Origin of the sequence: Microcoleus sp. FACHB-672, from assembly GCF_014695725.1 — a bacterium.
Lineage (GTDB): Bacteria > Cyanobacteriota > Cyanobacteriia > Cyanobacteriales > Oscillatoriaceae > FACHB-68.
This window is the reverse complement of record NZ_JACJOU010000004.1, coordinates 249,523-263,057: the sequence shown is the minus strand read 5'-3', so window position 1 is coordinate 263,057 and position 13,535 is coordinate 249,523. Positions and strand designations below refer to the sequence as shown.

Here is a 13,535-nt window from a genome sequence, read left to right as displayed (position 1 = left end):
TCACGGAACTATTCTTGTGTGTGAGATTTTCGAGGGGCTTAAATGATACAAAAATTCGCACAAAAGGATAATGGCATACCAGACAGTGTGAGTGCCACCAGTATATTCAGGGCGAACGCATCGGCTTGAGACTGTTTCGAGACAGTCGGAAAAGACTGTAGAAGTCTGGTGCAGACAGATTCTTTGACCAACTCAGCAACGAAATGGCTGATTTGGCCCCTGAACATCTACGCAATTATCAACTAATGCGGGAAGCGGCCCGTAAATTCTTTGAGGTTTGGTGCTTGCCGGCCTGGAGTAGGAAGATTTAAACAACAATTAGGAGATTTTGCCGGTAGGAATCGTCAAAGCCCAACAAGTGAAAGGATTTTGGGTGGCCGATAGAATTTACCGGCGCGACGGCACTTATGTTGCTGTCTTCAATAAGCACCACTGCGTCTTAGTGACTCGCCTGCCTGATATCAAGCGTAAAGAATGGCGTCAGCAGGGATATCACCCCGTTGCTGTGCGCGATGTTAACCGGCATCTGGTATTGGAACCTGAACTATGGTTTTGGCAAAAATTTGTCACCGATGCTGAAGTGCCGACAAAAGCGTAGACAAACAGGGCAGAAATACTTAGCCAGCTTCAGTGCCGGTGCGAAACTTAAAAGGCTTAACAAAAATTTAAACAAACGCAGATCGCAGATACCAGCTTGCTTTTAGCCCCCTAAATCTGCCCCTCGCCCCCTCACCCACACTCCCCCTCGCCTCCTCGCCCACACTCCCTCTCTTCTTCGGTATTTCCCAGCACCCCACCCCCCCAGCGAAACGTTAAAATAAAACTCTCATCCAAATCCAAACGACCCACAATTCTCACCTTGAGGCGAGGCATGGCAACAACAGAATCCACTGATAAAGCCCAAAAGCAAAAAGCTTTGGACATGGTGCTCAACCAAATTGAGCGCAGCTTTGGCAAAGGGTCAATTATGCGACTTGGAGATGCCACCCGCATGAAGGTGGAGACCATCCCCAGCGGCGCACTCACTTTAGACTTAGCCTTGGGCGGAGGCTTGCCCAAGGGACGGGTTATTGAAATTTATGGTCCTGAGAGTTCTGGGAAAACGACTCTGGCGCTGCACGCGATCGCAGAAGTGCAAAAAGCCGGTGGGATTGCTGCCTTCGTCGATGCCGAACACGCGCTAGATCCCACCTATGCCGCCGCGCTGAATGTCGATATCGCAAATCTGCTGGTTTCCCAACCAGATACGGGTGAGATGGGGCTGGAAATCGTCGATCAGCTTGTCCGTTCTGTTGCGGTTGATATCGTCGTTGTTGACTCAGTCGCCGCATTGGTGCCCCGTGCTGAAATTGAAGGCGATATGGGCGACTCCCACATGGGCTTACAAGCTCGTTTGATGAGCCAAGCGCTGCGGAAGATCACCGGCAACATCGGTAAATCTGGCTGTACGGTTATTTTCCTTAACCAGTTGCGCCAAAAGATCGGTGTTACCTACGGCAACCCAGAAACCACAACGGGCGGTAATGCTCTCAAATTCTACGCCTCGGTGCGCCTAGATATTCGTCGGGCGCAAACTCTCAAAAAAGGCACCGAAGAATTTGGTATCCGTGCCAAAGTCAAAGTGGCTAAAAACAAGGTTGCCCCGCCTTTCCGGATTGCCGAGTTTGACATTTTGTTTGGCAAGGGCATTTCCCGCGTCGGCTGTATGCTTGACATTGCCGAGGAAACCGCTGTGATTGTCCGCAAGGGCGCTTGGTATAGCTACAACGGTGATAACATCGGTCAAGGACGCGACAATACGATTAAGTATCTAGAAGACAATCCGGCTGTTGCAGACGAAGTTGAGAAGCTCGTCCGTCAAAAACTGGAACTCGGTGCTGTGGTTTCAGCAAACTCGGTTACGCAGATTGAGGCTGAAGATGAAGAAGATGAAGCCTATATTGAGGAAGACTAACTGCTATCTTGCCGGCGCTTGAGGTTCCTATTGAGCTGCTGGTGAGCGGTTAAATAAACCCGCATGATGAAGCAATTCCAGGCTTTGTCATGCGGGTTTTGTGTCTTTCGGTGCTGTGACCTCGCAAAATTTATCTGGGGTGCCGGCATCCTGCCAGCCTTTTATCTGCGTTTCCCTGTTTCTTTAGGATGTTTGGCAATTGCGCTTGTCTTCTTTGGAATAATAAAAAGTCCCTGCTTCTCTAGGATGTTTGGCAATTGCGCTTGTCTTCTTTGGAATAATAAAAAGCTTCTCTAGTGAGTCTTTTAATTCAGTTACTTCTAGTTTTTCTGTTTATAAATTATTTCATATAACAATCATATTGCTGCAACTTGTGACAGTTTAAAAACAGTCTCTTAACAGTGGTTACTATCTTAATCCTGCGCTATAAGCGGTCTTCCAGGGAATAATTCGCTCTCTAATATGCCATTTCAATAGTTTACATCGGGTGCGGCAAAAGGGAAACAAGAGAGCAAAAATATTTGGGAACTTTAGAGAGGTAGAAAAGTCTTTTTAGTGATTTTTGTCAATATATTTCTGAAAAATTATTGGAACTTTTAAACTTGAGGAGACGACTTTAAAGGTAAGTGAACACAATCATAACTCAAGGATTGGAGAGAATACTATGAAATTTTCTATCAAGTCTGCCTTAACAATTTCTGCTTTGTCCGCTCTGATTTTGGCACCTCTTTTTGGAACTGCCGGCAAAGCGTCTGCGCAGCCTGAACCCCATAAATTTAGCTATATTGGTGCCGGCGTTTCTGCTGGCGTTACCAATGGTGGACAAGATGGTGATGCTGCTACACTTGGCGGAAATATTCAAGGGCGTTATGCACTTCCAAATGTACCGGTGTCTCTGCGTGGCGCTGTGCTTTTCAGTAATGAAACCAGTGCAATTATGCCAATTATTTCCTACGATTTAGCCGTTAACAATAATACGAATCTTTATGCCGGCGTTGGCTACTCTTTTGTAGAAGCTAATGGAAAACCTACGCCTGCCGGCAATAAAGATGCAGTCGTGCTAACAACCGGCGTCGAAGCGAAAGTCGCTAAAAGCATTGTTGTTTACTCAGATGCCAAGCTAGGAATTAATGCTTATCAAAACAGTCCAGCCTCTGCTCTTAGCTTCCAATTTGGTGCCGGTTATCACTTCTAATCGTTTCCAAAAAACTTGAAATAGCTTGTAGAAAACCGAGTAGGCACGTCTGTAAAGGTTTCTCAGCTTCTTATCAGTAGGGTGGGCAATGCTCACCCTACTTGCTTTATGAAAATATAATTAAATTTGTTGAAAGACTGCTCAACAGGTCTTAATGTCGGTCAATCCCATTTGCTTAGCCCTAGACATTTACTCATAATTGATAAAAAAGTCCCAGTAAAGGACAGGCAATGATAAACTTAGAGTATTCATCACAATTCCGACCGGATTTCCGTTGTTCGTATTCCCAGAGTTAGGCGTCTGTAGATTTTTGTTTTCCTAGCAAGTCTCTATCGTGCGCAGCCTGACGAAATCATCGCACGTACAGAGACACCCTGTTCCACTCCTTGCCCTTTTGCCAACTTCTACTGCATCGTTCTCATGGTTAAAACTCCCATCCCCACTCCCACTGAACGCAAACCTTCCAAAGTGGAAGGTCTTAAGGAACGCAGCAATTTCTTGCGCGAACCTGTTGCAAGTGAATTACTAGAAGATACGACTCATTTCACTGAAGATGCCATTCAAATTCTCAAATTTCATGGGTCGTATCAACAAGACAACCGGGATAATCGGGTTAAGGGGCAGGAGAAGGACTACCAGTTCATGCTGCGTACCCGCAACCCCGGTGGTTTCACTCCGCCGCAGCTATATCTCGCACTAGACCGACTGTCTGACGAGTACGGCAACCACACCCTTCGCGTCACCACTCGCCAAGGCGTTCAACTGCACGGCATTTTAAAGAAAAACCTCAAAGTGGCTTTCTCCTCCATCATCAAAAACATGGGGTCAACTTTAGGCGCTTGCGGCGACGTCAACCGTAACGTGATGGGACCACCGGCACCGTACAGAAACCGCCGTGACTATCAGTATGCTTTCGAGTACGCCAATAACATCGCCGACCTGCTGACCCCGCAAACCGGCGCATATTATGAAATTTGGTTGGATGGCGAAAAAGTTATTTCTGCTGAAGAAAACCCAGAAGTTGTCGCAGCAAGACAGCGTAACGGTAACGGCACTATCTTCCACGACACAGTGGAGCCGATTTACGGCACTCATTATATGCCGCGCAAGTTCAAATGCGCCGTCACTGTACCGGGCGATAACTCAGTAGACCTCTTTTCCCAGGATCTCAGCTTGGTGGTAATGACCAATGAAGCAGGGGAATTAGAAGGATTTAACGTATTTGCCGGCGGCGGTTTGGGCCGCACTCATAATAAAGAAGAAACATTTGCACGTTTAGCTGATCCAATCGGCTATGTTGCCAAAGCAGATGTCTACGACTTGGTGAAAGCCATTGTAGCGACGCAGCGCGATTATGGCGACCGCGCCGACCGGCGTCATTCGCGAATGAAATATCTCCTTGAGGAATGGGGAGTTGAGAAATTCCGCAGCACAGTAGAAGGCTACTTCGGCAAATCGATCCAGCCTTTAAAACCGCTGCCTGAGTGGAAGTATTTAGACTTCCTAGGATGGCACGAACAGGGAGATGGCAAACTGTTTGTGGGCATTTCCGTGGAAAATGGCCGGATTAAAGATGAAGACCAATTCCAGCTAAAAACTGCCCTGCGGGAAATTGTACAGAAGTTCAACGTGCCGATGCTGCTGACGCCCCATCAAAACGTTCTGCTGTATGATATTGACCCAGCCAGCCAAGCCGAAATTCAAGAGATTCTTAACAGCCGCGGCATCCAACAGCTCAAAGAAATCGATCCCTTGCTACGCTTGTCAATGGCGTGTCCAGCTTTGCCCACCTGTGGCTTGGCCACGACCGAATCAGAGCGGGCGATGCCTGGTATACTGGATCGGATTCGGGCGCTGTTGGACAAGCTGGGCATGGAACAAGAGCATTTTGTCGTGCGGATGACCGGCTGCCCAAATGGCTGCGCTCGTCCTTACATGGCGGAATTAGGGTTTGTTGGCCGTGCCCCGGAAACCTATCAGGTTTGGCTGGGGGGTTCTCCTGGCCAAACGCGGCTAGCCCAAACCTACGACGACCGGCTACATATCAATGACCTGGAAACTTTTCTAGAGCCGATTTTTGTTTATTTCAAAAAAGAACGGCAACCTGCAGAAAGTTTTGGGGATTTTTGTGATCGGGCCGGTTTTCAAGCCATCCGTCAATTTACCACCACCTACTCAGCTGCTTCCACGATGACTACCGAGACTACCGACACTAACAACCAAGAGATTACCTCCACCAGCGAGGAAAACGGCCAAGTTGAAACTTCTGCAAATGCCCCCGCAGATGCGAATATCCGGCATCGCGTTAGCCTTCGCCATGAGGTTTACACAGAGCTAAAAGCAGAGGCAAAGCGTCAGGCTAAGCCCCTGGTTCAACTGGCTACTGAGATCATCGAATCTTACCTGAAAACTGCCAAGGGAGAGGGGTAAGAGGGGCTAGGGGCTAGGGAGAAGAGAAGGGGATTTCTCCCCTATTCCCTATTCCCCTACCTTTAGGTTGGCGCAGCCTTGCCCTATTCCCTCATTGCTGATTCCAGGGCTAAAGGCTAGTGCTTTTCTTGTATCCTTTATCCTGTGCTCTGTGTCCTCAATTTTTAATTGGCTCAACTACAACGGCTAGCGATCACCCCCTCTCAACTCCACAACCAGCAAATTCTCCTGAGTGCTGAACAACAGCATTATTTGGGACGTGTCTTGCGGTTGCGGGGGGGTGATCGCTTTGTGGCGATGGAACCACAGGGGCAATGGTGGCTTGCTGAACTCATCTCGCTCCAAGAAGCGCAAATTTTAGAGCTGATGCCGGCGGCACAAACTGAGCTGCCGGTGGAGGTGACGCTGATGGTGGCGTTGCCAAAAGGCAATGGCTTTGATGAGATCGTGCGTCACTGTACAGAGATAGGGGTGAGTTACATGATGCCGGTGTTGAGTGAGCGCACTCTGCTTAACCCCAGTTCGCAGAAGCTTGAACGCTGGCGGCGCATTGCCCAAGAGGCAGCTGAGCAATCAGAACGCCAAATTATTCCTGCTATTCAAGAAGTAAACGAATTCACCACAGGTTTGTCATTTGTCAAGAGTTCTTTTTTAAAAGAAACAGATCGGCAATATATTTGTGTCGCTCGTGGTGAGTCTCCCCATTTACTGGATTGTCTGTTAGCGGAAAAGCCTCAAATTTCTAATTTAAAATCTAAAATTGTGATTGCCACCGGCCCTGAAGGCGGCTGGACGCCGGCAGAGGTAGAAGCAGCGATTGCAGCCGGTTTTCAACCTGTGTCTTTAGGGCGTCGTATTCTTAGAGCTGTGACTGCGCCGGTTGTTGCTTTGTCGCTCCTGGCAGCAGCTTGGGAATTAAAAAATTAATACGTTTCTATTTGTGTAGAGTTGGGGAAATTTTTTTTAACCACATCAGATAAACACAGATGATACCGTAGCGTGCCGTTAGGCATAGGCGGATGCTAGCGCCGGCAGACACAGACGAGTTATCTTTATTTTTTTTGATGAAGCACTGTAAAAAAAGGGGGGAAACTTAACTACCTGTTTTAGGATTAAGTTAAATTGGTATAAACAATTAACAATTAGCCACTAAAAATTAAGAATACCTCTGTTTAATTATCGTTTCAAGTATTTAATTCTCCACCCGAACCGGGCAAACCTTTATGAGCGATATTGATCGAGTTGCCGAAGCTCTTGAGCGCAAAGACTACCGAACGGCAGCAGGTTTACTTAAACAGCTACTCAACGAGTCGCCGAATGATCCTTGGGTGCAGTTTTATGTCGGGCGCTTGCATGAAGGCACCGGCAAACCACAAATGGCAGAAAAAGTTTACCGGCAATTGCTACGCGGCACCACGATTGCCAAGGTTTTAGTACAAGCGCGTCAGGGGTTGCAGCGTCTTGAAGAAATGGAAAAAGACCAGCACGCTCAAGCAATTGCTCAAGCGAAAACTGACCCTCAAAATGCTGAACCGGGGTTACTCGTCTTAGAACCGATTAGTGCGGAAGCAAAAACAAAAGCGGCTCAGAATTTTGCCCGAATTATGAAGCTTGATCCCTATACGGCGCGGTTGCACTTGCCGAGCCGAGGTTGGAGAGCTTACCGCGCCGGCACGATTGGAGAACTGAAAGTTTACTCTCAAGAACTGCTAAGCGGCGGCATTCCCAACTTTTGGGCCTCCTTAGCGGATATTGAGAAAATTCATGTCTTTCGCGTCAGTCATTTCCAGGCAGTTTCCCCTCAACCGATTGTTGTCTGCAAAGATGAAAATGATCGGCTCGGTGCTTTAACGTTTCAATGGTCGGAAATCAGCCAGCGTGCGGAAGGACTTTTGCCGATTTTTGAACAAATTGTGGAGTATAACGTGAGTCGCAACGAAGTGGAGCGGAAAGAAGCGACTCAGGATTATGCGCTATTTTGCGATCTGCATTTACCAGGCAGACGCTGCATTCTCCGATTTTGCGATTTTAGTTACGACTTCCAGCAGGGGATTGAGTTGGCTCAAACTCAGAAAAATGCCCCTCAAGCCGGCCAAGTGACGAATCGTTTCAACTGGAATGCTTTGCTCGATTTATTCAATCGCAATCTATCTCAAGCGCCGGTGTGGGCTAATTTCAACTTTTTTGGAGAAACGGCTCAAGATTATCCCGAACTGCTGGAACGAATCAAGCCTTACATCGATTTATTTCGCAGAGAGCCGAGTAATTGGGATGCGGCATTCCATTTGTATAGTTGCTTAGTTTTCCTCAAGAACAAAGGCTAAGCAGATTTTAGATTTTAAATTTTAAATTGGTTGCCAATCCAAAATCCAAAATCTAAAATCCAGGCATCGATTCAATGTAGGACTTTCAGCAAAGAGTCAGAACACTGAGAAAGGTTTCTCCCCTTCTATTCTATTCAGGGTTGAAATCTCTGATTCCTGACTATCCTATCGGGCTGTGTTTACTTGACGTGCCATGTCAAGGAAGGAACTCATATTCGCACCGGGACGGCGGCGGGTTGAGGTTGCAGTGGGCGTCAAGTAGCGAGTGGCAAAACCACCAACCGGCTCAGGAGATTTAGCCGGCTCTGCTTTGGGGGCTGGGGCTTTGGCTGCCGGTTTGGACTCTTTGGCTGGGGCTTGTGTTTGAGCTTTGACCGGCTCTGGTTTTTTAGCCGATTCTGCCTTAGTTGCTGCTGGTTTCGCCGGCTCCTTCACTTTGCCAGTTGCGGTTGCGACTATTTTTTTCTGAGCGGAAGTGTCTTGTTTCGCGGGTGCTGATTTTTCACCCTGAGCCGGTTCAAATTCTAAGGCGTATCCAGACTTTTTCAAGCCTAAAACTTTACCAATGAAGCCGAAAATGCCGCCGAACAAGTTTTTGATAAAACCGAACATGGTAATGACTCCTAAAGTTGATGCTAATGAACGCTACTGAAGCCCAGACAGCTCATGCAATATCTAGCCGGACTGATATCAAGACCCGCTGACGCTGTGAAATGCCGGTGAAATATAAATGGATGCAGGCTTAATTATGAAGTTCTGATAAGCCCCTTTACAAGATTTAGCGAGATTTTTTAATAAAATTTAACGACTCAGTGAGCGCAAACCCCTATTTATCGTAGCCGGCAGCAAGATGCAAGGGATTTTCTTTATCAGTAATCTACAACAATTGTAATAATTTGCTTGAGGCGAGCAAAGCAGAGATAGGGCGAAAGCCTGCCTCGAACTAGAAATTGCAGGAGCCGGTTGCTACCCGTCAATTTTTTTAGAGATGGGGAAGGGAAGTTGTAAAACGGAGCTTATACAGTTCAGCCGACTTCAAAAGCAGCCACGACATAATATGTAGCCGAAGTTTGGCTACATATTATAAGCCTGTCTCAAGGCGGTTTTGGGCAATAGAAGCGGAGGCTAAACCTCTAGGTGTTTTCTCCCCAGATCAAGTGCTGCATATACTTCACACCCGGCTTCTCTGAGCAATAGGTTTGTGCGAACTGCCAGCCATTTTTACCCCAATACTCACATCTATCAGGATCGTCCCACAAAGTCTGAATTGAATCAGTTAAGGCAGCCGGTTTAAAAGCCTCGCAAGTAACGGCATTATAATCATTTATCACATAGTCGCTAATTCCCCGCGAATTTGTGATGATGAATGCTTTGCTCAGATGTATCGCCGCCACTAAAGTGACATGACCACAGGGAATCTCCGAACCTAAAAGCGGTAGCACCATAAAGCGAGAATAGTTGATGATATTCATGGCCTCCTCTTGAGGAATATTGACCATGAATTTCACATTAGGCAGAATTTTTAGGTGGTGCAGGTTCTTAAGTATGGTAACAAGAACGAGCGAAATATCTGGCAGTTTTTCCATTGCTGCCATTAAGGTTTCATAACTTCGGGCGTTACCACCGATGGCACAAATGTAATCGCCCTTTATCAGCGGTTTTTCCGATAGAGAGTAGGAAAGAGGTTGAGTAGTGCTGATTGCTGAGACATTGAACTAAATTGAATTTAGCCGAGAACCCAATTTTAGGCAAATTAAATGCTCTTTATAGTTTTGGTTACGAATCAGCTTTGATGCCTCCCCGGAACAATTGTGATAACCAATCACGCGCAACCTTAAAACGATGGCGAAATGTTGGCATTCGCAGCAGGTAAACCCACCGTCTGATGACCCCGGCTACCGGCCCTGAAAGATTGATACCAAAACTAGAAATTGCAGAGGCATTAATTCCCAAAGTAATCATCTCGCCAATGTGCCAATAGCGGAATGTCCGCAGAGTTCTGCCGGTTAGAGAAGATCGGATATTTTTTGCAGCAATTTTAGCTTGTTGAAAAGCCGCTTGAGCCGTTGCCGGTGCCCAGTGTTCGTCGTTAGAGGCAGCAATATCTCCTAGGGCAAAAACGTCAGGATGCTCAATCAATTGCAGTGTGGGACGAACCAGAAGCTCCCGTTGGTCATTTTGAACGTTTGTGATGCTTGGCACCCAATCTCCCACTCGCGTGCCAATAGTCCAAAGCACCAAATCGACTGGATAAGTGCGCGGCTGAGCTTGATGAACCAGGGTAATAAAATCAGGTTCAACCGATTCAACTGTTGTTGAAAGTTCCAACTGTACACCTCGCCTCCTCAGTGCTTTTATCGCAGCTTTTCGACTGGAACCGGCAAAATTTTTCAGTATTTTGTCGCCTCGGTTAATGAGCAGTAAACGCCCTCGTTCTTTTAAGCGATCTGCGATTTTGCAAGCTAATTCCACCCCATTCGGGCCGGCACCCACAACCGCCACCCGAATTTGTGACAAATTACTCAATTCCAACAATCGCAACCGTTCCTTAAGCCGGTTAACATCGGCTAAACTGCGAAAAGGCAGAGCATTACCGGCAGCACCCGGAACCACGTCTAAAAGCGTTTCCTTGCCAATTCCAATTACGAGCCGGTCATAACTCAAAACTTCCCCACCAGATAGCATCACCTGACGCATATCGAGATCGACACTTTCAACCGTTCCCTGTTGGTAATCAATATCAGTGCCGGCTAAAAGTTTTGCAAAACGGGGCGCGATCTGCCACGTTTGCAATTCTCCAGTCACCAACTCATAAAGCAGTGGTGTGAATAAAAAATGATCTTTGCGCTCAACCAAAGTAATTTGAGGTTTTTGCTTCCAGCGGTAACGATTCAAATACAAAGCCGTGTAAAGGCCACCAAACCCCCCACCGAGAATACAAATCTGACTCTGACTTTGACTCATCGGACTCAACCGCCTATTTGCAAATGCGAGCTGAAAAAACCATTTAGTGGCAAAAATCCATTTATTCTCTTAAAATCTTTATAATAATTTAAATCTTTATTCCTGTAAAATTTTTGGTGACAGGATAAAGACTTCCAAATCCCTGAATATCGGCCCAATTAACCGAAGTTGCAAATATAACAATATCCAAAGAGGCAAAATGCAAAAATACGTTCCCTTGCTAGCGCGGATATTTCTCTCACTCATCTTTATTAAAGCCGGCATCGATAAACTGCTCGATCCAGGCAGCACTATTCAGCAGATGGCATCGAAAGGAATTCCCTTACCCGGAGTGTTAATTGTCCCCACCATCATCCTTTTAATTGCCGGCGGACTCTCAGTATTACTTGGCTTTAAAGCTCGATACGGAGCATTAGGACTGATCGGCTTCTTAATTCCCACTACCTTAATTTTTCACACAAACTTTGCTGAACCCATGCAACAAGGTCAGTTTCTGAAAAATCTGGGCCTCATGGGTGGTTTACTGATGGTAGTGGCATTTGGATCGGGCGCACTCAGCGTAGACGATCGTACTGGCTCACATCGAATCTCATCACCCACAGAAAAATTTTAAATCAGTCTCAACAGTTCCATTCATCCTTTCCTGATCCCGGCTTCATTTTAATTTTAAACTTCTGGGTTCCAGATGATGAGCTGTCATATCCTGAATGAGCATAGCTAACGTACCAATCTAAGCTTGAAATAGATAGGTAAGAGAATGAAGGCAAGATGAACAGTTCAAACACCCGCAACCCAGTCTTACTAATTCACGGCATCTGGGACACCAGCGCCCTTTTTAACACAATGACAGCCTACTTAACGAAGCTAGGTTGGCCGGTGTATAGCTTGGATCTAATCCCAAATAATTGTGATATTGGTCTGGATGAATTGGCTAGGCAAGTTGCAGATTACGCAGCCAATATATTTGAGTCGGCACAACGGTTTGATCTGATTGGGTTTAGCATGGGTGGAATTGTGAGCCGGTATTATGTACAGCGGTTGGGAGGCATCAACCGGGTGCAGCGATTTATTACGATTTCTTCACCGCATCAGGGCACTTGGTTAGCGCACAGCAGCAGGCGTCCGGGATATTTACAAATGTGTCCAAGAAGCGAATTTTTGCTAGATTTAGATCGAGATGTGAAGATGCTAGATCAGTTGAATTTTACCTCGATTTGGACACCGTTTGATTTGATGATTGTGCCGGCAAATAGTTCAAAAATGCCGGTGGGCAAAGAGGTGGTGCTGCCAATTCCTCTTCATTCCCAGATGGTGACAGATCCCAGGAGTTTGAAGGTTGTTGCAAAAGCGTTAATGTCACCGATTAAAGTTAATACAGTGGTTGAAACTATAGATAGATAAAAAAACTGTCGATGCCGGAAGGCTGATTCATTCTTGTAAAGTGATAGTCCCACAGGGAGTTTAATCCTTGGTGGATTTCAATAAAATGAATCAGCCTTGCAGTGTGATGTTTTTTTTAGTTAAGACGGTGGTTAAAACCGCAGTTAAATAAGCAAAAGTTGTGTTCTGAGGTTAAAAAGCATTTTTTGCTAGTTTTTCCCTATTCTTAGTTTCTACTTTCCATTTCCTACTTATGAGCAGTGCAAACGAGCGAAACCCAGTCTTATTAGTTCATGGAATCTTTAGGCAAGCGGGCGTTTTTAATAGGATGTCTCCTTATTTAAGTAAGCTTGGGTGGTCGGTTTATGCGCTGAATATGACTCTCAGTGATGCGAATCTGGGACTTGATCACCTAGCTGAAGAAGTGGCAGCATATATTGATAAAACGTTTGGCCCGAAACAGCCTATTGATTTAGTGGGTTTGAGTATGGGGGGTTTGGTGAGCCGGTATTATTTGCAGCGGTTGGGGGGAATTGAGCGAGTGCAGCGCTTTATTACGATTTCTACTCCCCATAACGGCACATCAATGGCTTACCTTTTGCCTCAACCAACTTGCATTCAAATGCGTCCTGGTAGTGCTTTTATTGACGCTTTGAATGAGGATGCGGCGATGCTGGAACGGGTAAATTTTACCTCGATTTGGACGCCTTGGGATTTTATTATTTTGCCGGCACACAGTTCGAGAATGCCGGTGGGCAAAGAGGTGAAAGTGCAGGTATTTGCCCACGCCGGCATGGTGATTAGTGTTAAAAGTTTGCAGGCAGTTGCTGAGGCTTTAAAAGAGCCGGTTAAACCGCATCACCAACTTGTGCGTATTCCTGAACCCCAAAAATTGCCTCCGAATGGCAATAATATTTAAATTCCAGTAAGTTATGAAACGGATCTTCTAAGAAGAAGGTGCGGTGTTCTGTGGGTAAGCCGGTAAACCGGCGCTTTGGCTGCTCTCTAAAGAGTAGCTGTTTTTCTTGCGCTCGTTCTAGCAAGGCTTCCCAGTCGGCTTCTGCGGTAAAAACCAGCCCAAAATGGCGGGGATAAATCGTTCTTTGGGGGGTTAGAGGTTCGCGGGTAACGTGGGCGACAATTTGATGGCCGCAAAGATTGAGAATGATAGAATTCGGAGATTCTCGCCCAATTTCGCACCCCAAGCCATTGCCGTAAAATTCTTTTGTTTGGGCAATATCGGTGACAGGAAAGGCAAGATGAAATAAAACTTGGTTCATAATTTGGG

14 protein-coding genes are annotated in these 13,535 nt (G+C 46.4%); 9 read left to right on the top strand and 5 right to left on the bottom strand.

All coding sequences use genetic code 11. From position 1 onward, the window contains the following. The first annotated feature begins 328 nt into the window (after positions 1-328). Positions 329-598 carry a hypothetical protein gene (locus H6F56_RS02190; RefSeq protein WP_190665210.1) on the top strand — a complete coding sequence of 90 codons (270 nt, stop codon included), beginning with the start codon at positions 329-331 and terminating at the stop codon, positions 596-598. 131 nt (positions 599-729) lie between these two features. Here H6F56_RS02190 and H6F56_RS02185 read toward each other — a convergent pair whose 3' ends face one another. After that, on the bottom strand, positions 730-873 hold the full coding sequence (locus tag H6F56_RS02185; protein WP_190665209.1) for a hypothetical protein: 144 nt from the start codon (positions 871-873) through the stop codon (positions 730-732). Here H6F56_RS02185 and recA point away from each other — a divergent pair. From recA to H6F56_RS02160, 5 genes are all read left to right on the top strand, one after another. After that, the gene (gene recA / locus H6F56_RS02180) at positions 872-1,954 is read left to right on the top strand and encodes a recombinase RecA (RefSeq protein WP_190665208.1); all 1,083 of its coding nucleotides are present in this window, start codon (positions 872-874) and stop codon (positions 1,952-1,954) included. The two genes, H6F56_RS02185 and recA, sit on opposite strands and share 2 nt — an antisense overlap. A 664-nt stretch (positions 1,955-2,618) precedes the next feature. Next, on the top strand, positions 2,619-3,149 hold the full coding sequence (locus H6F56_RS02175; RefSeq protein WP_190665207.1) for an outer membrane beta-barrel protein: 531 nt from the start codon (positions 2,619-2,621) through the stop codon (positions 3,147-3,149). Between the two features lie 420 nt (positions 3,150-3,569). Beyond that, a complete protein-coding gene (gene sir, locus H6F56_RS02170) occupies positions 3,570-5,579 on the top strand; it encodes a sulfite reductase, ferredoxin dependent (RefSeq protein ID WP_190665206.1) in 2,010 nt (669 codons plus the stop codon). 168 nt (positions 5,580-5,747) lie between these two features. After that, the gene (locus H6F56_RS02165; protein WP_190665205.1) at positions 5,748-6,506 is read left to right on the top strand and encodes a 16S rRNA (uracil(1498)-N(3))-methyltransferase; all 759 of its coding nucleotides are present in this window, start codon (positions 5,748-5,750) and stop codon (positions 6,504-6,506) included. 296 nt (positions 6,507-6,802) lie between these two features. Continuing rightward, positions 6,803-7,903 carry a tetratricopeptide repeat protein gene (locus H6F56_RS02160; RefSeq protein ID WP_190665204.1) on the top strand — a complete coding sequence of 367 codons (1,101 nt, stop codon included), beginning with the start codon at positions 6,803-6,805 and terminating at the stop codon, positions 7,901-7,903. A 165-nt stretch (positions 7,904-8,068) separates the two neighbouring features. Here H6F56_RS02160 and H6F56_RS02155 read toward each other — a convergent pair whose 3' ends face one another. The 3 genes from H6F56_RS02155 to H6F56_RS02145 all read right to left on the bottom strand — a co-directional run bounded on the left by H6F56_RS02155 (position 8,069) and on the right by H6F56_RS02145 (position 10,867). Further along, a complete protein-coding gene (locus H6F56_RS02155) occupies positions 8,069-8,515 on the bottom strand; it encodes a hypothetical protein (RefSeq protein WP_190665203.1) in 447 nt (148 codons plus the stop codon). A 521-nt stretch (positions 8,516-9,036) separates the two neighbouring features. Continuing rightward, on the bottom strand, positions 9,037-9,498 hold the full coding sequence (locus H6F56_RS02150) for a glycosyltransferase (protein WP_190665202.1): 462 nt from the start codon (positions 9,496-9,498) through the stop codon (positions 9,037-9,039). 181 nt (positions 9,499-9,679) lie between these two features. Next, positions 9,680-10,867: an NAD(P)/FAD-dependent oxidoreductase gene (locus H6F56_RS02145; protein WP_190665201.1), complete on the bottom strand. Its 1,188-nt coding sequence runs from the start codon at positions 10,865-10,867 to the stop codon at positions 9,680-9,682. 199 nt (positions 10,868-11,066) lie between these two features. Here H6F56_RS02145 and H6F56_RS02140 point away from each other — a divergent pair, with 199 nt between their 5' ends. From H6F56_RS02140 to H6F56_RS02130, 3 genes are all read left to right on the top strand, one after another. After that, complete coding sequence (locus H6F56_RS02140; protein WP_190665200.1) at positions 11,067-11,480, top strand: DoxX family protein; 414 nt, start codon at positions 11,067-11,069, stop codon at positions 11,478-11,480. Positions 11,481-11,635: 155 nt separating this feature from the next. Next, complete coding sequence (locus H6F56_RS02135; protein WP_190665199.1) at positions 11,636-12,268, top strand: esterase/lipase family protein; 633 nt, start codon at positions 11,636-11,638, stop codon at positions 12,266-12,268. Positions 12,269-12,500: 232 nt separating this feature from the next. Then, positions 12,501-13,166: an esterase/lipase family protein gene (locus H6F56_RS02130; RefSeq protein ID WP_190665198.1), complete on the top strand. Its 666-nt coding sequence runs from the start codon at positions 12,501-12,503 to the stop codon at positions 13,164-13,166. On the opposite strand, the gene H6F56_RS02125 is transcribed toward H6F56_RS02130, so the two are convergent. Then, positions 13,096-13,527 carry a VOC family protein gene (locus H6F56_RS02125; RefSeq protein WP_190665197.1) on the bottom strand — a complete coding sequence of 144 codons (432 nt, stop codon included), beginning with the start codon at positions 13,525-13,527 and terminating at the stop codon, positions 13,096-13,098. The two genes, H6F56_RS02130 and H6F56_RS02125, sit on opposite strands and share 71 nt — an antisense overlap. Positions 13,528-13,535: the final 8 nt, after the last annotated feature.